Origin of the sequence: Dissulfurispira sp. (genome assembly GCF_036745535.1) — a bacterium.
GTDB lineage: Bacteria > Nitrospirota > Thermodesulfovibrionia > Thermodesulfovibrionales > Dissulfurispiraceae > Dissulfurispira.
This window is the reverse complement of sequence record NZ_DAIOFX010000022.1, coordinates 1-17,056: the sequence shown is the minus strand read 5'-3', so window position 1 is coordinate 17,056 and position 17,056 is coordinate 1. Positions and strand designations below refer to the sequence as shown.

General features: G+C 44.0%; 25 protein-coding genes. 18 read left to right on the top strand and 7 right to left on the bottom strand.

Annotated elements, in window-relative coordinates; all coding sequences use genetic code 11:
- Both V7L97_RS05735 and V7L97_RS05730 read left to right on the top strand, forming a co-directional pair.
- A partial coding sequence (locus V7L97_RS05735) for a diguanylate cyclase (protein ID WP_333654112.1) occupies positions 1-223 on the top strand: 223 nt, incomplete at its 5' end.
- Positions 159-437, top strand: coding sequence for a GGDEF domain-containing protein (locus V7L97_RS05730; RefSeq protein WP_333654111.1), 279 nt, complete (start codon positions 159-161; stop codon positions 435-437). The genes V7L97_RS05735 and V7L97_RS05730, both read left to right, overlap by 65 nt.
- A gap of 3 nt (positions 438-440) precedes the next feature.
- On the opposite strand, the gene V7L97_RS05725 is transcribed toward V7L97_RS05730, so the two are convergent.
- The 6 genes from V7L97_RS05725 to V7L97_RS05700 form a co-directional block, all read right to left on the bottom strand.
- Complete coding sequence (locus V7L97_RS05725; RefSeq protein WP_333654109.1) at positions 441-860, bottom strand: universal stress protein; 420 nt, start codon at positions 858-860, stop codon at positions 441-443.
- Between the two features lie 97 nt (positions 861-957).
- Positions 958-1,929, bottom strand: coding sequence for an SDR family NAD(P)-dependent oxidoreductase (locus V7L97_RS05720; protein ID WP_333654107.1), 972 nt, complete (start codon positions 1,927-1,929; stop codon positions 958-960).
- 45 nt (positions 1,930-1,974) lie between these two features.
- Complete coding sequence (der, locus tag V7L97_RS05715) at positions 1,975-3,324, bottom strand: ribosome biogenesis GTPase Der (RefSeq protein WP_333654104.1); 1,350 nt, start codon at positions 3,322-3,324, stop codon at positions 1,975-1,977.
- 69 nt (positions 3,325-3,393) lie between these two features.
- Positions 3,394-4,764 carry a sigma-54-dependent transcriptional regulator gene (locus tag V7L97_RS05710; RefSeq protein ID WP_333654102.1) on the bottom strand — a complete coding sequence of 457 codons (1,371 nt, stop codon included), beginning with the start codon at positions 4,762-4,764 and terminating at the stop codon, positions 3,394-3,396.
- A 6-nt stretch (positions 4,765-4,770) separates the two neighbouring features.
- Positions 4,771-6,798: a sensor histidine kinase gene (locus V7L97_RS05705; RefSeq protein WP_333654100.1), complete on the bottom strand. Its 2,028-nt coding sequence runs from the start codon at positions 6,796-6,798 to the stop codon at positions 4,771-4,773.
- Between the two features lie 67 nt (positions 6,799-6,865).
- Entirely contained in the window at positions 6,866-7,498 is a 633-nt protein-coding gene (locus V7L97_RS05700) for a DUF4390 domain-containing protein (protein ID WP_333654096.1), read from the bottom strand.
- 132 nt (positions 7,499-7,630) lie between these two features.
- Between V7L97_RS05700 and V7L97_RS05695 the strand changes: the two genes are divergently transcribed.
- The 5 genes from V7L97_RS05695 to V7L97_RS05675 are packed head-to-tail and all read left to right on the top strand — an operon-like array spanning position 7,631 to position 9,582.
- Entirely contained in the window at positions 7,631-8,113 is a 483-nt protein-coding gene (locus V7L97_RS05695; RefSeq protein ID WP_333654094.1) for an adenosine-specific kinase, read from the top strand.
- A gap of 7 nt (positions 8,114-8,120) precedes the next feature.
- Positions 8,121-8,444, top strand: a complete 324-nt coding sequence (gene hisI / locus V7L97_RS05690) for a phosphoribosyl-AMP cyclohydrolase (RefSeq protein ID WP_333654092.1) — start codon at positions 8,121-8,123, stop codon at positions 8,442-8,444.
- A 28-nt stretch (positions 8,445-8,472) separates the two neighbouring features.
- Complete coding sequence (locus tag V7L97_RS05685) at positions 8,473-8,655, top strand: hypothetical protein (RefSeq protein ID WP_333654089.1); 183 nt, start codon at positions 8,473-8,475, stop codon at positions 8,653-8,655.
- A complete protein-coding gene (locus tag V7L97_RS05680) occupies positions 8,648-8,992 on the top strand; it encodes a histidine triad nucleotide-binding protein (protein ID WP_333654086.1) in 345 nt (114 codons plus the stop codon). The genes V7L97_RS05685 and V7L97_RS05680 overlap by 8 nt, the downstream gene beginning before the upstream one ends.
- A gap of 32 nt (positions 8,993-9,024) precedes the next feature.
- The gene (locus tag V7L97_RS05675) at positions 9,025-9,582 is read left to right on the top strand and encodes an NUDIX hydrolase (RefSeq protein WP_333654083.1); all 558 of its coding nucleotides are present in this window, start codon (positions 9,025-9,027) and stop codon (positions 9,580-9,582) included.
- Between the two features lie 72 nt (positions 9,583-9,654).
- Here the strand turns inward: V7L97_RS05675 and V7L97_RS05670 are convergent, their stop codons facing one another.
- Positions 9,655-9,840, bottom strand: a complete 186-nt coding sequence (locus V7L97_RS05670) for a ferredoxin (protein ID WP_333654081.1) — start codon at positions 9,838-9,840, stop codon at positions 9,655-9,657.
- A gap of 216 nt (positions 9,841-10,056) precedes the next feature.
- Here V7L97_RS05670 and V7L97_RS05665 point away from each other — a divergent pair, with 216 nt between their 5' ends.
- The 11 genes from V7L97_RS05665 to V7L97_RS05615 all read left to right on the top strand — a co-directional run bounded on the left by V7L97_RS05665 (position 10,057) and on the right by V7L97_RS05615 (position 16,988).
- Positions 10,057-11,313: a glutamate-5-semialdehyde dehydrogenase gene (locus V7L97_RS05665; protein ID WP_442891767.1), complete on the top strand. Its 1,257-nt coding sequence runs from the start codon at positions 10,057-10,059 to the stop codon at positions 11,311-11,313.
- An 85-nt stretch (positions 11,314-11,398) separates the two neighbouring features.
- On the top strand, positions 11,399-11,677 hold the full coding sequence (locus V7L97_RS05660; RefSeq protein ID WP_333654077.1) for a hypothetical protein: 279 nt from the start codon (positions 11,399-11,401) through the stop codon (positions 11,675-11,677).
- 3 nt (positions 11,678-11,680) lie between these two features.
- Positions 11,681-12,355, top strand: coding sequence for a nicotinate-nucleotide adenylyltransferase (gene nadD / locus V7L97_RS05655; protein WP_333654074.1), 675 nt, complete (start codon positions 11,681-11,683; stop codon positions 12,353-12,355).
- A gap of 41 nt (positions 12,356-12,396) precedes the next feature.
- Positions 12,397-13,542, top strand: coding sequence for a two-component system sensor histidine kinase NtrB (locus tag V7L97_RS05650; RefSeq protein WP_333654072.1), 1,146 nt, complete (start codon positions 12,397-12,399; stop codon positions 13,540-13,542).
- A gap of 3 nt (positions 13,543-13,545) precedes the next feature.
- A complete protein-coding gene (locus tag V7L97_RS05645; protein WP_333654070.1) occupies positions 13,546-14,934 on the top strand; it encodes a sigma-54-dependent transcriptional regulator in 1,389 nt (462 codons plus the stop codon).
- Positions 14,935-15,019: 85 nt separating this feature from the next.
- Positions 15,020-15,370 carry a 30S ribosomal protein S6 gene (gene rpsF / locus V7L97_RS05640; RefSeq protein WP_333654068.1) on the top strand — a complete coding sequence of 117 codons (351 nt, stop codon included), beginning with the start codon at positions 15,020-15,022 and terminating at the stop codon, positions 15,368-15,370.
- A 13-nt stretch (positions 15,371-15,383) separates the two neighbouring features.
- Complete coding sequence (locus tag V7L97_RS05635) at positions 15,384-15,785, top strand: single-stranded DNA-binding protein (RefSeq protein WP_333654066.1); 402 nt, start codon at positions 15,384-15,386, stop codon at positions 15,783-15,785.
- A gap of 105 nt (positions 15,786-15,890) precedes the next feature.
- Positions 15,891-16,115 (top strand): 30S ribosomal protein S18, encoded by a 225-nt coding sequence (gene rpsR / locus V7L97_RS05630; RefSeq protein WP_333654065.1) that lies wholly within the window; start codon positions 15,891-15,893, stop codon positions 16,113-16,115.
- Positions 16,116-16,146: 31 nt separating this feature from the next.
- Complete coding sequence (locus tag V7L97_RS05625) at positions 16,147-16,398, top strand: DUF507 family protein (RefSeq protein WP_333654063.1); 252 nt, start codon at positions 16,147-16,149, stop codon at positions 16,396-16,398.
- Complete coding sequence (locus tag V7L97_RS05620) at positions 16,395-16,673, top strand: DUF507 family protein (protein WP_333654061.1); 279 nt, start codon at positions 16,395-16,397, stop codon at positions 16,671-16,673. The genes V7L97_RS05625 and V7L97_RS05620 overlap by 4 nt, the downstream gene beginning before the upstream one ends.
- Positions 16,674-16,700: 27 nt before the next feature.
- Positions 16,701-16,988, top strand: coding sequence for an HNH endonuclease (locus V7L97_RS05615; protein ID WP_333654060.1), 288 nt, complete (start codon positions 16,701-16,703; stop codon positions 16,986-16,988).
- Positions 16,989-17,056 lie beyond the last annotated feature (68 nt).

The window sequence follows — 17,056 nt, the reverse complement described above, 5'->3', positions numbered from 1 at the left end:
GGAAAAGCAGCTTGCCATAGCGGACAGGAACAATCAGCTTTTAAGCATGGTCATGCTGGATATAGACAATTTTAAATATTTCAATGATACCAACGGGCACGAGGCAGGGGATATGGCATTGAGGAGCATTGCCCCATGCCATAGGCAAGAATATTCGTGTGTCCGATATAGGTGTGAGATATGGTGGCGAGGAATTTATAATCGTCCTGCCAAATACGGATAAGGTCACAGCCTTTGAAGTAACAGAGAGAATACGGACTACAGTCGAAAGCACTCCTGTGGCTATAGGCCGTGACAAAAGAATGTTTGTAACCGCAAGCTTCGGGGTCGCTACTTATGGCATCGATGCAAACAGCTTTGATGCATTGCTGGCAAAGACTGACAATGCCCTTTACGATGCAAAGAAGGCAGGCAAAAATAGAATATGCCTTGCATGAAACCTATTTAACTACAAGCACCGGACATTTGGAGTAATCGACTATTTTTGATGATACGCTTCCAAGCAGGAATTTCTTTGTGCCGTGCCTTCCATGGGAACCCGTAACAATCAGATCTACCTTCATCTTCTGGGCAGTTTCGAGTATTTTTTCTGCAGGGTCGCCCTGCCTGATAAGTGTTTTAACCTCCATGGATTTGCCTGACAGGGACTTGCGTATCTTTTCCATTGCCTCTGCAGTCTCCCTCGAAAGTGCTTCGAAGATGCGGTTTTTGTCCGCGTCAGAAAGCTCTGTAAGATAGAGTTCAGGTATTACGGCAAGCACGGTAAGCGAAGCATTAAAGTTTATTGCCAGCTCTACAGCCTTTTTTAATGCCTTGTCTGAAGACTTGGAACCATCGTGTGCTACGAGTATTTTTTGCATAAATATCCTCCATTTCTAAATGTCATTAGTAATTAAGTCATTGAGTGATTAAGTAATTAATAATGACTCGATTACTTATTGACTTAATAACTATTTCTTAATCCTTTAGGCTTCTCACAAAGTCTCTATTTTCCATATACCAATTCACGGTCTTTTCGATACCCTCCTCTATGGATGTCTTTGGGGACCAATCGAGCCTTTCCTTCGATGAATTTATATCCGCCCATGTGGCGGTTATATCTGCAGGATGAAGGGGAAGCCATTGCATCTCTGCCTTTTTGCCGAGCCTTTCCTCTATCATGTTAATGACATACATGAGCTCCACAGGCCTGTCATTGCCGAGGTTGAATATCTCGTATCCGACACCCTTTAATCCCTTTATCGTGCCGTCGGCAATATCGTCTATATAGGTGAAGTCGCGTTTCTGCTTTCCATTGCCGAAGACAGGAATGGGTCTGCCGAGGTCTATGTTCTTTATGAACTTGAAGATGCTCATATCAGGACGGCCTGCAGGGCCGTACACCGTAAAATACCTGAAGACGGTTGTGTCAATGCCGTATAGGTAATGATAGCTGTAACACATGACCTCTGCGCCTTTCTTGGTGGCTGAATATGGCGCAAGGGTATGATCCGTGTTGTCGCCAATGCTGAACGGCATCTTTGTGTTGTCGCCGTATACGCTGGATGTGGATGCGAGGACGAACTTTTTAACGTCATTTGCTTTGCAGCACTCAAGGAGATTCAGGGTTCCTTTTAAATTCGTATCGAGATATGCCCATGGGTCCTCGACGGATGCCCTGACCCCTGCCCTTGCCGCAAGGTTGATAACAGCATCTATTTTATAATTCGAGAATACTGTCTTTACCGAACTGAAATCGCCTATATCGCACTGATGAAAATGAAAGCTGCCATTGACCCTTAATTTCTCAAGACGCCACTCCTTCAGCCGCGGGTCATAGTAGTCGTTCATATTGTCTACGCCTGTAACAGTATTCCCCTGTCCTAAAAGAAGCTCAGAAACCTTGCAGCCTATAAAACCGCAGCATCCCGTAACAAGAATATTTCTCAACTTTTCTCCCTTGCTCTATTAGAAGTTCAACTATTTTACCATATTTTACCGAGACTTCACATGAATCCTTATAGGAGTCCCCTTAAAGGAATACTCTTCCCTCAATGCCTTCTCTATATGCCTGATGTGATGGTCTTTGACGCCGGAAGGATAATTTACAAACAGGGTAAAGGTAGGCGGTTTTACGCCAACCTGTGTTATATAGAAAAACTTCAACTCTTTCCCCTTATATGCAGGAAATGGTTTTGCCGATATGATTTTTGAAAGGAATTTATTGAGGTCTGCGGTTGGTATTCGTTTTTCCCTCTCAGCAATGATTTCGTCTATCAGGGGAAATATCTTTGTTATCCTTTTCTTTTCGAGACCCGATGTCGTGATGCACGGGGCATAATCCATGAACCACATCTTATTTTTCAATTCCTGCGTGATCCGTTTGTATTCTGCCTCTGGCTCTTTTATAATATCCCATTTATTGAGAAGGAAAAGCGCACCCTTGCCATACTCTGCAACGACCCCTGCTATTTTTTTGTCCTGCTCTACTATTCCTTCGGATGCATCGAGGATGATTATCGCAACATCCGCCTTTTCTATGCTCCTCATGGCCCTGACAACAGAGAATCTTTCTATATCAAATTTCTGGGAGTATATCTTGCCCCTTCTGCGAATGCCGGCAGTATCGATAAGGAGATATTTTTTGCCGTAGTAGCTGCAAACAGAATCAATGGGATCCCTTGTGGTTCCAGGAACAGGACTTACTATGAGTCTCTTTTTGCCCAGGAGGGAATTTATCAGCGTTGATTTGCCCACATTTGGTCTTCCAACTACCGCAACCCTGGGCATCTCCTCTTCTTCGGAGGGTCTGATTCCAGTTTCTTTTGGGATTGCAGCAGCAGCCTTATCCATCAGCTCGTCAAAGCCATAGCCGGTTACTGCCGATACCGGTATAATCTCCTCTGCACCTGTCCTGTAAAATTCCAGAAGCCTGTCTTCCTTTGCCGGGGTGTCTATTTTATTTGCGACCCACAATATTTTCTTGCCAGATTCCCTGAGGATATTTGCCAGTTCCATATCCGAAGGATTAAGGCCTTCTTTTGCGTCAAGGAGATGGATTATCAGGTCGGCTTCTTCGATTGCGAACAGGGCCTGCTCCCTCACCTGACGGAGTATTTCCTTATCCTCGTGGGGCATTTCCTCTGCATAGAATCCGCCTGTATCTATCACAATAAACCTCTTTTCGTCCCATTCTGATTCAGCGTAGTTCCTGTCCCGTGTTACTCCGGGGATGCTTTCTGTGATAGCGGTGGATTTTGTGCGGTCTGCACCCATTCTCACCATACGGTTGAAGAGGGTTGATTTGCCCACATTTGCTCTTCCGACAATTGCAATAATATACATAGGTTTGTTGTGGTGGAGTAATGGAGTAATGTTTTTTCAATACTCCAACACTCCAATCCTCCAATTTTTTTAATTCTTTGGTTCTGTAATCTTGTATGCCTTTATTTTTTTGTGGAGATTGCTCCTTTCAACATCTATGACCTCTGCGGTTTTAGACACATTCCAGTTGTTTTCCTGGAGTTTTCTGATTATGAAGTCCTTTTCAAAGGCATCCCGTGCATCCTTAAGTGTTTTATGAGAGAAATAATCGTATTCTTTTAAGACCTGTTGTCCGAGCATCCCGAGTGCATCCACATCTTTTTTGGTGATAACGTCCGATGATATCATTATCATGAGCCTTTCTACGGCATTTTTGAGCTCCCTTATATTGCCGGGCCAATAATAATCCTGGAATGTCTTCACTGCATCTGGGGTAATCTCTTTTTGCCTGATGCCGCTTTCGGATGCAAACAACTCTATAAAATGCTTGATTAACAGAGGTATGTCGTCGCTCCTTTCCTTCAGCGGAGGAACGATAATCGGAATAACATTCAGCCTGAAATAAAGGTCTTCCCTGAAATTCCCGTTTTTTACTTCTTCCATGAGGTTTTTGTTTGTTGCCGCGATAATCCTTACATCAACCTTTATATTCTTGCTGCCACCAACTTTCTGGAATGTCTGTGTCTCTATTACCCTCAGCACCTTAGCCTGCGTCTGAAGGGTCATGTCGCCTATCTCATCGAGGAATAACGTGCCCCTGTCGGCAAGTTCGAATTTGCCGCTCTTTCTTTCTGTAGCGCCTGTAAAGGCTCCTTTTTCATGGCCGAACAATTCGCTTTCGATCAACTCCTGTGGTATAGCCGCACAGTTTACCTCCACAAAAGGCCCGCTGGCCCGCTGACTTTTCTCGTGCAGCAGCCTTGCAACGAGCTCTTTGCCGGTGCCGCTCTCGCCGAGGATGAGGACCCTGCTGTTGCTCTGGGCAGCCATCTCTATCTGCTGCCTCAATGTCCGTATTTTTTCGGAGTCGCCTATTAACCTGCATTTTTTAATTATATTTTCTTTTAATGAGCGGTTTTCTTCCTCGAGTATTTTGCGTTCCAGTGCCCGCTTTGTGGTTATGATTACCTTCTCGAGGGATAAAGGCTTTTCTAAAAAGTCATACGCACCGAGCCGTGTGGCCTTGACGGCTATTTCTATATTCCCATGACCCGAAATCATAATAACCGGGATGTTTGCGTCTATCTCTTTCAGCCTCGGCAGTGTTTCAAGGCCGTCCATTTCAGGAAGCCATACATCCAGCAACACGATATCGGGCATATGCTCCTTTGTTATAGCCAATGCATCCTCGCCTGAAGATGCGGTCAGGACATCGTACCCCTCGTCCTCGAGTATTCCCGAAAGACTTTCCCTTATGCCTTCCTCATCATCTACGATCAATACTGATTTTCTGGACATCATTTGCTCCTAAGTTATCGGTATTTCCACGGTAAAGATACTTCCCTTTGGATTATTGTCCCTGACAAGTATCCTTCCTCCGTGGTCCGATACTATTTTATGTGCAATAGCAAGGCCGAGCCCTGTTCCGTCCTTTCTTTTTGAGAAATACGGGATAAAAAGCTTCGCCTTTTCCTCATCGCTTATGCCTGGCCCTTTATCTGCTATATCGATGATTACTTTATTTTTTTCATCCATCTTCACGGAAATATCAATGGTTCCTGTGTTGTTCATGGCCTTTATGGCATTGTCTATAATATTTATCAGAACCCTTTTGATTTGTTCTGAGTCAACATTGACCATAGGGATTTCATCCTGTACAGTGACATTTATATCTAAGTCTTTAAACCCTTTGTATAAGGATGCCACGTCATCTATCGACTCTGTCAGGTTCGAAGGGGCCTTGTTTACTTCAGGCATCCTTCCGTATCTGGAGAAAACATCGACAAGCCTTTTGAGGCTTTCCACCTCTGCGATTATGGTATTTGTCGACTTTTTGAAAACAGCATCGAAGTCCTCGTCTCTCTGCTGCCATTTTTTTATTAATCTCTCTGTGGACAGCTTGATGGGTGTCAGCGGGTTTTTAATCTCATGGGCCATCCTCCTTGCCACTTCCTGCCATGTTATCACCTTCTGTGCCTGGATAATATCGGTAAGGTCGTCAAACACCACGAGCATGCCCAGTGAGCGGGATGTGTATGATTCCCGTATGCTTGATATATAGATTATGAGGGTGAGCATTTTCCCGTCTATATTGACCTTGACCTCCTTCTTGACTTCCCTTATTTCCTTGCCCTCTATATCCCTGACCATCGCGGACAGGTCTTCGGAATGAAGGCCTGAAATAAACTCCTTATAGTTTTTGCCGATTACGTCTTCCTGCTTTATACTGAGAATGGAACATGCTGACTTATTAATTGTCAGTATTTTGCCGGTGTTATCGAGGAATATCACGCCTGAATTAATATTTTCAAGGATGTTTTCGAGGTAGAGCCTTCTCCTGTCAGATTCAATGTATGCCTTTTCAAGGGAATCCTTGCCCTCTTTCAACTGTTTTACCATCTGGTTAAAGGAGTTTATTAAAAGACCAACTTCGTCATCGCTTCTCACATCAACATGGACATTCAGGTCTCCCGATGCCACCTTTTCTGTTGCCATTGCAAGGCTCTGTATGGGGATGGTAATGCCCTGTGATATTTTTAACGAGACCCACAGCCCTGTAAAAACTATCATAAGGGTTAGGAAACCGAGTATCAGGATGTAATTGAGCCTCAACGGTTCTTTGAAGGATTCGAGCTTTAAGTAGTCTTCATAAAGGCTCTGTATTTTTTCTGTCTTTTCAGAAAACGTCAGCGGAAGAACGCGTTCCGCTACAACCACACCCCCCTTTGAACGGTCAGGGACCGCAGCCCTTATAATGTCTCCGCTCTCCCTTGAAATGACTTCAGCGCCTTCTTTGCCGCGAAAGGCATCTTTAATAGTATCGGTTGCATCAGGTGGCAGTACGGAATATCTGTGGATGGACATATCGGACATGATAAACTGTCTGCCGTTAGAAATCTGTCTTGCGGTTTCCATAACCCTTTCCCTTTCGAGGTCATAGAATGCCCTGGCGAGCTCAACCGACTTGTTAAACGGCTCTCTCATCTGTGGAGAGAATATTTTGCTGATGTAATTGGTTGCGAGACCGCTTGCTGCTACAAAGAGAAATGCCGACGGTATCAAAGTGAGGATAACGAATATGGCCATAAGCTTTGTCCTGAACTTGTAGCCCAATACTCTATGCTGCTTCTCCATGTAGAGTCTGAAGATGTTTTTGCCGACAAAGAATATGAGGGTGAGAAGGGCAAGGATATTAACTGTGAGAAGAACTGTGAGTAAAATGCGTGTTGTTATGTCCACGGATGGCAGCTTTATAAAGTAAAGCTCTACTGCTGCTGTAGCTGCAACTATGAACAGCAGTCCGAACACGATTATCAATGGTCTTAGTACTTTCATTTCCCGCACAAGTGGGACTCTGTCCCCCTTGTGATAACCCCCTTCTGGATTTTACAACAAAAATTCTTCATGGCGAATTTTTTGGATTTATTTTGAATATTTGAGAATCCTTTGAGATGCTGAATTCCTTTTCAGGCACAAAGAACAGGAAGTATCCTATAACCGGGGGCAGTTTTCTTATGCGGGAATCAACAGTAATCTTTACAAAATATTCTCCAGGCTCCAGTTCCTTGATGTTGGTCAGTTTTATGTCGATAATATTCATCGCCCATTCAACCATCGACTCTAAATCCTTGAATCTCTTCTCGACCTGCACATTGCCGTCAACGCTTGCCGCAATATACTCCCTTTTTATCGGATTGCTTTTCAATATTTTTACCAGTTTTCTGCCTGTGACAAACTCATCGGGCCAGATGCTCCAGACCCTGAAAAGGTCTATATAGAATGTGAACTCTTTAGAGAGCCCGTTGTTCATGTCATCCATAAACTTCGAGTCGGGCTTTAAAGAGGTTGTAACGTATATGTCATTGTTTTGCATTTTTACATTAACAGCAGAGATCTCTATGGCAAGGCTCTGTGCAGTAAACAGCAAGAGGTAAATAAAGAGGAGTAATGGAGTGATGGAGTAATGTCTCTTTGTTTTTGCAATACTCCAATACCCCAATACTCCAATACTCCACTGGCTTCTTGCTTTTTTCATCTTGACATATAAGGGAAAATTTATTTTCATTATAGCATAGACATTGATTTGCGTTTGACGGCAAGTAGATATCAAAACATCTCTACTTGCCTAATGATTAGATTAGCGCACTAAAAGAAGGAGGAGGTAGATATGGAAACAAGAGCAGTTAAAATCAATATCCCGGATGGCTGCAACATAATACTCGGCCAGACGCATTTTATTAAAACAGCAGAAGACCTTTATGAAATAATCGCCACAACTGTTCCCCATGCAAGGTTTGGAATAGCCTTTACAGAGGCTTCTGGGCCATGTCTCATAAGGACTGAGGGCAATGATGACGAACTTATAAGCACATGCGTAAAGAATCTTCAGGAAATCGGCGCAGGCCACGTGTTCTGCATACTGCTAAAAAATGCATTTCCAATCAATGTCCTTAACCCCATAAAAAACTGTCCTGAGGTATGCAGGATATACTGCGCCACTGCAAATCCGCTTGAGGTGCTTGTTGCCTCAACAGAGCAAGGAAATGGTATCATAGGCGTTATTGACGGCTTCCCGCCAAAAGGCGTGGAGGGCGAAGAAGACAAAAAACATAGAAAAGAATTTTTGAGGAAGATTGGATATAAATTATAGGAGGTAGATGTTACCAGAACTTAAATACGATGATAAAGGTCTTATCCCTGCCATAATTCAGGATGTCGAAAACGGCGATGTCCTGATGATGGCGTATATGAATGAGGCTTCTTTAAAAATGACCATCGATACAGGCTTTACTCACTTCTGGTCGAGGTCGAGGCAGAAGTACTGGAAAAAGGGCGAGACTTCGGGCAATTTGCAGGAGGTAAAGGAGATATTCTACGATTGTGATGCAGACACGCTTTTGATCAAGGTCAAACAGCATGGTGGAGTGGCATGCCATACAGGGAACAGGACGTGCTTCTTTAGGAAGATAGAATTAAAATAATAGAACAAACATGGTGATGGTATCTGCTTTGAGCAAAGTAATAGTAGAAGAAAGGCATCAGCCTTCCGCTTCATTCTCGAACGGCATCCAGCCGTTCTCCGAAGCAAAGACAGCCCGCTTAGGCATCCATGCCACGCTTGGGCTGTCCAAGTCGCTGCAGGCAGATGCCTTTCTTCTTGAAATAATGATGATTGGGAGGTTATATGAGTGATTGCATATTCTGTAAGATTATCGATAAGAAGATACCTGCCAGAATAATCTATGAGGACGAACATGCCCTTGCCTTTGAGGATGTAAACCCACAGGCCCCTGTTCATACCCTCGTGATTCCGAGGAAGCATATACCAACGCTTCTCGATATTAAAGAAGAAGATAACAATCTCATCGGCCATTTGGTGAAGGTTGCTAATAAGATTGCGAATGACAAGGGCATTGCAGAGAGGGGGTTCAGGGTTGTGATAAACTGCAATCCTGAAAGCGGGCAGACGGTTTATCACATTCACCTCCATATACTCGGCGGACGCCAGATGCACTGGCCTCCGGGATAGAACAGGTGAAGATGGATTATGGGCATTAAGAAATGGAAACAATTGATAAAAAGACAGTCTGGGAAGGAAGGTTTATCAGATCGATAATCCTCACATATAAAGACCATTCAGGAAATTTGAAGAACTGGGAGGCTGCAGAGAGGGTTAACTGTAACAGCATAATCGCTGTTGTCCCTGTAACGAAAAATGGAGAGCTTCTTTTGATACGACAGTTCAGGCCTGTTGTGAATAATTTCGTCATAGAGTTCCCTGCAGGTCTCAATGATAAAGGTGAAAGCCTTGTTGATGCGGCAAAAAGGGAGCTGATAGAGGAGACAGGCTATTCTGCCGATGATTTCATATTTCTCTGCGAAGGGCCCTTGTCATCCGGCCTGTCCACAGAAATATTAAGCGTATTCCTGGCAAAAGATGCGATTCCCGCTACAAGTAAATTGAAGCAGCAATATCCTGCTGAAGAGACCGAGAATATCGAGTTAATAAAAACACCCATGTCTGAATTGCATGATGCCCTCGAAGCCTTCCGTAAAGGGGGAGATTACATAGACCTGAAGATTTATGGACTCGTGGAGTTAGCTAAAAAGTATTTTTAGCAATCAGATGTCAGCAATCAGCATTTAATTAATTCTAAATTTGCTGAAAGCTGACGGCTAATTGCTGAATGGTTACTCAAACTTTATTGCTTCAACAGGACAGATGCTTGCTGCTTCTTCGCAGTCACATGTATTGCATTTGTCGGGTCCTATAACCCATGCCTTGTCATCCCTGAGCTCAAAGACCTCTGGACATACCTCGACGCATGAGCCACAGCCAATACAAAGATCCATATCAACTACCGGTGTTTTTGCCATAAAAACCTCCTGAAAATTTTTAATTAAGCTATTATAACAAAAATTTCCCCCAATATCCTATGATAAAAATCAGTTTTCTGAAAAATTTATTGATTTTGAGGCTTATTTTGAGGATAATTAGAAACAGTATACGAATGTATGGGTGAATGGGTAGATGAGTCCGTTACACATCCACTCATAAACTCATTTACTAATATGCTTGAGATTGGAGGTTTTATGGATATAAAGCAGTTTGTTCTCGGTAAAGCAAAGGAAGCCAAAGAAGGGGCGAGAAGCCTTGCAAAGGCGTCATCAAAACAGAAAAATATTGCACTCATAAAAATGGCAGGGGCTTTAAAGGACAGGGCAGGAGATATTATTTCCGAAAACAAGAAGGATATAGAATACGCAGAGAAAAAGGGACTCTCAAAAGCACTCATCGACAGATTAACCCTGAATGAAAAACGCATTGATGAAATGTCACAGGGCCTTGTGGAAGTTGCCCAGTTGCCTGACCCTGTGGGTGAGATAACAAGGATGTGGCAGAGGCCCAATGGCATGACCGTGGGCAGGATGAGGGTGCCAATAGGAGTCATAGGAATAATTTATGAGGCACGTCCCAATGTCACAGCAGATGCAACGAGCCTCTGTTTGAAGGCAGGTAATGCGGTCATATTGAGGGGCGGGTCAGAGGCCATAAATTCCAACAGGGCTATAGTTAATATATTGAGGGATACTGCAAAGGCAGAAGGCATTCATGAGGGCGCCATTACATTTATCGATATATCCGAGAGGGAAGCAGTAATGGAAATGCTGAAGCTCGAAGGAATTATCGACCTCATAATCCCGAGGGGAGGGGAAGGTCTTATCAGAACAGTTACCGAGAATTCGAGGATACCTGTGCTTAAGCATTACAAAGGGGTTTGCCACGTGTTTGTTGACAGGGATGCTGATTTAATAATGGCAGAAGAGATATGTTTCAATGCAAAGGTGCAGAGGCCGGGAACCTGCAATGCGATGGAGACAATGCTCGTTGATGAGGCCATTGCCGAGGGGTTTTTGCCAAAGATGCTCAAGAGATTTGAAGAAGCAGGGGTTGAACTGAGAGGATGTCCGAAGACCATATCCATTTACCCTGATATAAACGAGGTTAAGGAAGGTGATTTCTACAATGAATACCTCGACCTGATTTTAAACGTCAAGGTTGTCAAGGACATGGAAGATGCAATGGATCATATTGCGAAATACAGTTCTGCCCATTCCGATGCGATTGTTACCATGAACTATGACAGGGCAATGAGGTTTTTAAAAGAGGTGGATTCTTCTGCAGTGCTGGTGAATGCATCTACAAGGCTGAACGATGGGTTCCAGTTCGGCCTTGGCGCAGAGATAGGAATATCCACGGATAAGATACACGCAAGGGGGCCTATGGGGCTTGAAGAGTTAACCTGTACAAAGTTCATAGTTTTTGGAAGCGGCCAACTAAGAGAGTGAATGAGTAAATGAGTTAATGGGTGAAAAAACCTCATATACCCATCTACTCATTTACCCCGATACATACTTTAAGGAGGAAACTAATATGTCGGAAAAGTTGAGTTATGAGGAGTTTGTAAAAAAGGCAATAGTGAGTCTCAGGAAAGAGGGGTATAAAGGCATACACACAGTATATTCAGGATTTAATGATGCGTTCAAGAAATACTTTGGAGGAGAAGACCCAATAAAGATAACCAACCAGCTTGCTGCAGAGGGCAAGATAGTGATAAGACCAGTTAAGGGTGGGGTAATGCTCTATCTTCCTGAAGATGCCCCTGCATCGAGGACAAGGGGAGAAGATGCGCTGGAGAAAATGGGGTTGTAGTGTGTGCGTTTAGGAATCCTTGGCGGTACATTTAATCCTATACATTTTGGCCATTTGAGGGCTGCAGAAGAGGCGAGGGAAAGAGGCAATCTCGATAAGGTTATATTTATGCCTTCCGGGAATCCGCCCCTCAAGATCGTAGATTTAATAGATGCGTCCCACAGATACGCAATGGCAAGGCTTGCAACAGCCTCAAATGTGAACTTCGTTGTCTCTGATCTGGAAATAAGGCAGATAGAAAAGTCCTATACAGTCAATACCATTCAGAGGCTTTGCGAGATTTATCTAGGAGACGAACTCTTTTTTATCTTAGGAATAGACGCCTTTCTTGATATTCCTAACTGGTGGCAGCCTGATGTGCTGACAGGCATGGTTGATTTTATACTGGTGACAAGACCTGGATTTGATTTGATGGATGTCTTGAAATCACCTTATATTAATAAGGGTAAAGGGTCAAAGGTCAACCCCGTTAGAAGCGACGCTTCTAACGGGGTCAAGGGTCAAGGAGAAGAGATGAGATTGCTGAGCGGAAGAAAGGCACTTGTTCTCCAGATGACGCCCATGGGAATATCGTCAACAGAGATAAGGAGGCTTTTAAGGGAAGGCAAAAGCATAAAGTACCTTCTGCCGGATAAGGTAGAAGAATATATATATCAGCATAACCTATATCATCCATAGCCTATTGCCTATTGTTTCACGTATCCTGTATCCTGTATCTTATGGTATCCCTCGATGCAGTCGTTAATAATCTTGACGAGGCTATTTTCTTATTCGATAAAAAGGGCAGACTGATTTTCATCAACAAGGCAGGAGAGGAGTTCTTCGGCAGGAGCTATAAGGAGATAAAACACAGGCAGTTTAAGGATTTGTTTTTGGATGCAAAGGACGTTGTAATGCTTATCCAGAAGACTATAACAGAGGGTCGTTCATTCAACTGCAAGGAAATGGAAGTGGACATAGGCAGGGCTGCCAATATAGACCTCAATCTAACGCCATTTTATTCGGATGAAGACAGTAGCCAGTTGCCAGTAGTCAGTAGCCCGATGCCCCACGCACAGCGCCAGACGCTTGTTAGTGGTGCTATCCTCTGCATCAGGGAGAATCTGTCATTGACCGAAAGGGAGGATTATCAATTCGATTCCCTTTTATACCTGCTCGGCTCCATTGCACACGAGATAAAAAACCCGTTGAGCGGCATAAAAGGGGCGGCACAGATATTAAGGGCCAATGCTGAAGATTCTAAGAAATTAGAGGCTGAAGAGTGTGTGGATCTGATATTAAAGGAGACGGACAGGCTTAACTCCGTTTTACACAGCTACCTCACCATGACAAGGACGCCTGTTTTTAACCAGTTGAACATCCATGAGGTTTTGGAGCATGCGCTGAAGGTAATGAAGACATCTATCGAAGAAAAAAGGATTGCTGTAAATAAATCCTATGACCCCAGTCTTCCCAATATAGCCGGAGACGAAAGTAAACTATTGCAGGTATTTATAAATCTCCTCAAGAATGCCGCTGAGGCCATGAAGGCATCTAGGAGCAGGATGTTAAGAATCTCCACAAGGCCTTCCAATGAATATATGGTAATCTATGAAAATAGGGGCGCCGGCAGGAAGGATGCAAAGACAAAGAAGCAGAGGTGGGTCGTTGTCAGCATAGAGGATACCGGCATAGGCATACCCAAGGATGAGATCAGCAGGATATTTCTTCCTTTCTATACAAAAAAAGACGGGGGGAGTGGCCTCGGCCTTGCCCTTTCAAAGAAGATAGTGAAGGACCACGGCGGGATTATAAAGGTCAAAAGCAAAGAGGGTGCCGGAGCAACGTTCAGTATATATCTGCCAATGACAGGCGAAGGTAAATAACCAATGAATAGAAAGATACTGGTCATAGATGACGATGAAAGCGTAATCTGGGTTATCAGAAAGGCCCTTGAGCCTCTCGGTTATGAGATAGAGGCAAAGACCAATATACGGTCGGGCGTAAAGGTAATCGATAAATTCAAGCTCATACTCCTTGACCTAATGCTCCCTGATGGAAGCGGAATGGATGCCCTGAAGGAGATAAGGGTTTTCAATCCCGATGCCCTCGTTGTTATGGTCACAGCGCATGGAAGAATGGAGAGCGCCATCGATGCAATGAAGGAAGGGGCATACGACTATCTGGAGAAGCCATTCGACATCGAAGAGCTGAAAATAACGGTGGAAAAGGCTTTCAGGGACATAGCCATGAGGGAAGAGCTTTTAAAATTGAGGCAGAACAAGGAAGAAGTGCTGCCTTTTCAGATAATAGGAAAATCAAAAGGCATGCTCAAGGTGTTTAAAGAGATAGGCAGGGCTGCACCAAAGGATGTCACTATACTTATTTCCGGCGAGAGCGGAACAGGGAAGGAGCTTGTTGCCAGGGCAATACATAATAACAGCAGGAGGAAGTTCGGGCCTTTCATTGCCATAAATTCAGCCTCGATCCCGAAGGAGCTTATGGAGGCAGAGTTGTTCGGCTGGGAAAAGGGTGCATTCACAGGAGCCGTGGGCAAGACAGCAGGAAAGGTACAGGCTGCAGACGGTGGAACAATCTTCCTTGACGAGATCTCCGAACTCGATATCGACCTCCAGGCAAAACTGCTCAGATTCCTCCAGGAACAGGAGTACAGTCCCCTCGGAAGCAATAAGATAATAAAGGCTGATGTGAGGATAATAGGCGCTACAAATAAAGACCTCATGGAATGCGTAAAGAACAATCTTTTCAGGGAAGATCTATATTACAGGTTTAATGTAATTGAGATAAAGCTGCCTCCGCTGAGGGAGAGGAAAGAGGACATTTTATCACTTGCACAGCACTTTCTCGCGGAATCCATAAGGACGTTCGAGCTTCAGCCAAAGGATTTTTCAAGGGATGCTGTAAAGGCCCTCACCGAATACAACTGGCCGGGCAATGTCAGGGAGCTGGAAAATACCATAAAGAGGGCTGCCATACTTTCAAAGGGAAGCCTCATAGAGAGAAGGGATTTGTTCTCTAATGATTACACCCTGTGCTCCATAAAGGAATTTCTGGAAGGCAAGCTCAATGGGTTCCTAAACAAGATGGCAAAGATCGAAAATTCAAACCTCTACGAGGCTGTGGTATCGGAGGTTGAAAAGGCGCTCTTCAGCATAGTGCTCAAAGAGACAAACGGCAATCAGGTCAGGGCTGCAAAAATGCTGGGAATAAGCAGGAACACCCTTAATAAAAAGGTAAAAGAATATAAACTCATTTGATTTTAAAGTAGTCTATATGTTATAAAATACAGTTGTCTCCATGCCCTTTCTTTGCGAAAGGGCTTTAAATCCATGTGGAGGTTTTATGAACATCTATGAGAATGTAGTTATCCTGAACCCGTCCCTCAATGAAGAGGAACTAAAGTCTGCCGTAGATAAAATCACAGACCTCATAAAAAATTCAGGCGGAGATGTCCTCAAGGTCGATAACTGGGGAAAGAAGAAACTCGCATACGAGCTCAACAAGCAAAAAATGGGGGTTTACTTCCTCTTTTTATTCAAGGCGCCTTCTTCTACAGTGAAGAAGATCGAGGATTACTTTAAGGTCTTCGACCCTGTAGTGAAGTTTATGGTCGTAAAGCTCGGCAAGAAACAGATAGCCGCACTTCCTAAAGACATTACAGGGATGCCTGTTGCATCCCATGAGGCGGCTTAAGTGGTAGAGACCGATGTTTAACAGGATAATATTGATAGGCAATCTGACCAAGGATCCGGACGTAAGGTACACGCCGGGAGGGACACCTGTCACAACCATGAGGCTGGCTGTAACAACCAAGTACAAGCAAGGCGATGAGATGAAGGACGATACCCTTTTTATAGACGCTGTTGTTTTCGGCAAGCAGGCCGAAAGCTGCGGACAGTACTTGAGCAAGGGCAATCCGGTACTTGTGGAAGGCAGGCTGCGTGAAAGGAGATGGGAATCCGAAGGAACCCAAAAGAGCAGGTTTGAAGTAATAGCAAATAGCGTGAGATTCCTGTCGAAAAGGGAATCCCGTCAGGCAGGGGCCGGGGAGTCAGGCACTTCTGACATTACACCGCCCGATGAGATTACAGACTTAGAGCCATTTTAAAGAATAACAGATGAGTAAATGAGTGGATGGTGATTGAGTTAACCCAAACCCATAGACCCATTTACCCATAAACTCATAAACTTATAGTTAGGAAGGGAGATAAATATGCAGCAGAAGAGATTTCAGAGGAGAAAGTTCTGCAGGTTCTGTGCTGATAAGGTGTCGTTCATAGATTACAAGGATTTGAAAACCCTTAAGAGCTATATGACAGAGCGCGGCAAGATACTTTCGAGGAAGATGACAGGCACATGCTCTGACCATCAGAGGGAGTTGACGGGTGCAATAAAAAGGGCGAGAACCATAGCCCTTCTTCCGTTTATGGAAAGATAGTATGCGCATACCTAAGAGTTGGGTGCCGTCCATGGCAAGGCGGATTGTAGATAACCTTATAAAAAAGGAGCTCATCGAGCCGGCCATTTCTGTGAATACCCTTATAGAGGAAACAGAAAAGCTCCTTATGGACGAGCTCATGGTTGAAGACAGGCTCAATGAAGAGGTGCGCCTTCTGCTCAGGAAATACGAGTCAGATATAGAAAAGGGAAGGCTTGACTACAGGAAGCTCTTTGACATGACAAAGCAGAAACTGGTGAAAGAGAGAAGTATCGTATTATGATGCTTTCCAATGATAAGATAACCCATATGACCCATGTTGTGCTCAAGGGCTTGATGGATAAGGGCCTGATAATCTTGAAAAAAGACGACGGCCTGCTCAGAAGAGAAATAAAACGGACCATCATGGGAGAACTAAAGATAGGCGAAGATATTGATGAGGCAGTGAGAAGAAAGCTCCAGTCTTTCTCGAAGAAGCTCGTGGAAGGCAGCCCTGAATGGGAAGTCCTTTACAAAAAGTATTACGAAGAAGAGGAAGCAAAGAGAGGAAGAAGATAAACACCGGAGTAATGGAGTATTGGAGTAATGCAGTTTGTTTCTGAAGTTACAGATGAAGATATAAAAAGAGAGCGAAGAATAGCCCGTGACCTTCGCAAGAGCGCATGGTGGAAGAGGAAGTGCGCTGACGGCAGATGCTACTACTGCGACACAAAAATCCATCCCGGTGAACTCACTATGGATCACATTGTCCCGGTTATCAGGGGCGGCAAATCAACAAAGAGCAATATTGTTACAGCCTGCAAGGAATGCAACACCAAGAAAAAATATATGCTTCCCATGGAATGGGAAGCATATATTAACGGCCTGAATTAATTTTTATTAAATAACACATCTGTCCAAAATAGATTTTAGAAAGACCTCCGATTCAGGTAGTATAGAAT

Bases quoted from the DNA above. Each gene is read 5' to 3' on its own strand.
- V7L97_RS05725 (WP_333654109.1), bottom strand. From the start codon at position 860: ATGCAAAAAATACTCGTAGCACACGATGGTTCCAAGTCTTCAGACAAG.
- der (WP_333654104.1), bottom strand. From the start codon at position 3,324: ATGTATATTATTGCAATTGTCGGAAGAGCAAATGTGGGCAAATCAACC.
- V7L97_RS05710 (WP_333654102.1), bottom strand. From the start codon at position 4,764: ATGATGTCCAGAAAATCAGTATTGATCGTAGATGATGAGGAAGGCATA.
- V7L97_RS05705 (WP_333654100.1), bottom strand. From the start codon at position 6,798: ATGAAAGTACTAAGACCATTGATAATCGTGTTCGGACTGCTGTTCATA.
- V7L97_RS05700 (WP_333654096.1), bottom strand. From the start codon at position 7,498: ATGAAAAAAGCAAGAAGCCAGTGGAGTATTGGAGTATTGGGGTATTGG.
- V7L97_RS05695 (WP_333654094.1), top strand. From the start codon at position 7,631: ATGGAAACAAGAGCAGTTAAAATCAATATCCCGGATGGCTGCAACATA.
- hisI (WP_333654092.1), top strand. From the start codon at position 8,121: ATGTTACCAGAACTTAAATACGATGATAAAGGTCTTATCCCTGCCATA.
- V7L97_RS05680 (WP_333654086.1), top strand. From the start codon at position 8,648: ATGAGTGATTGCATATTCTGTAAGATTATCGATAAGAAGATACCTGCC.
- V7L97_RS05675 (WP_333654083.1), top strand. From the start codon at position 9,025: ATGGAAACAATTGATAAAAAGACAGTCTGGGAAGGAAGGTTTATCAGA.
- V7L97_RS05670 (WP_333654081.1), bottom strand. From the start codon at position 9,840: ATGGCAAAAACACCGGTAGTTGATATGGATCTTTGTATTGGCTGTGGC.
- V7L97_RS05665 (WP_442891767.1), top strand. From the start codon at position 10,057: ATGGATATAAAGCAGTTTGTTCTCGGTAAAGCAAAGGAAGCCAAAGAA.
- V7L97_RS05660 (WP_333654077.1), top strand. From the start codon at position 11,399: ATGTCGGAAAAGTTGAGTTATGAGGAGTTTGTAAAAAAGGCAATAGTG.
- V7L97_RS05650 (WP_333654072.1), top strand. From the start codon at position 12,397: ATGGTATCCCTCGATGCAGTCGTTAATAATCTTGACGAGGCTATTTTC.
- V7L97_RS05645 (WP_333654070.1), top strand. From the start codon at position 13,546: ATGAATAGAAAGATACTGGTCATAGATGACGATGAAAGCGTAATCTGG.
- rpsF (WP_333654068.1), top strand. From the start codon at position 15,020: ATGAACATCTATGAGAATGTAGTTATCCTGAACCCGTCCCTCAATGAA.
- V7L97_RS05635 (WP_333654066.1), top strand. From the start codon at position 15,384: ATGTTTAACAGGATAATATTGATAGGCAATCTGACCAAGGATCCGGAC.
- rpsR (WP_333654065.1), top strand. From the start codon at position 15,891: ATGCAGCAGAAGAGATTTCAGAGGAGAAAGTTCTGCAGGTTCTGTGCT.
- V7L97_RS05625 (WP_333654063.1), top strand. From the start codon at position 16,147: ATGGCAAGGCGGATTGTAGATAACCTTATAAAAAAGGAGCTCATCGAG.
- V7L97_RS05620 (WP_333654061.1), top strand. From the start codon at position 16,395: ATGATGCTTTCCAATGATAAGATAACCCATATGACCCATGTTGTGCTC.
- V7L97_RS05615 (WP_333654060.1), top strand. From the start codon at position 16,701: ATGCAGTTTGTTTCTGAAGTTACAGATGAAGATATAAAAAGAGAGCGA.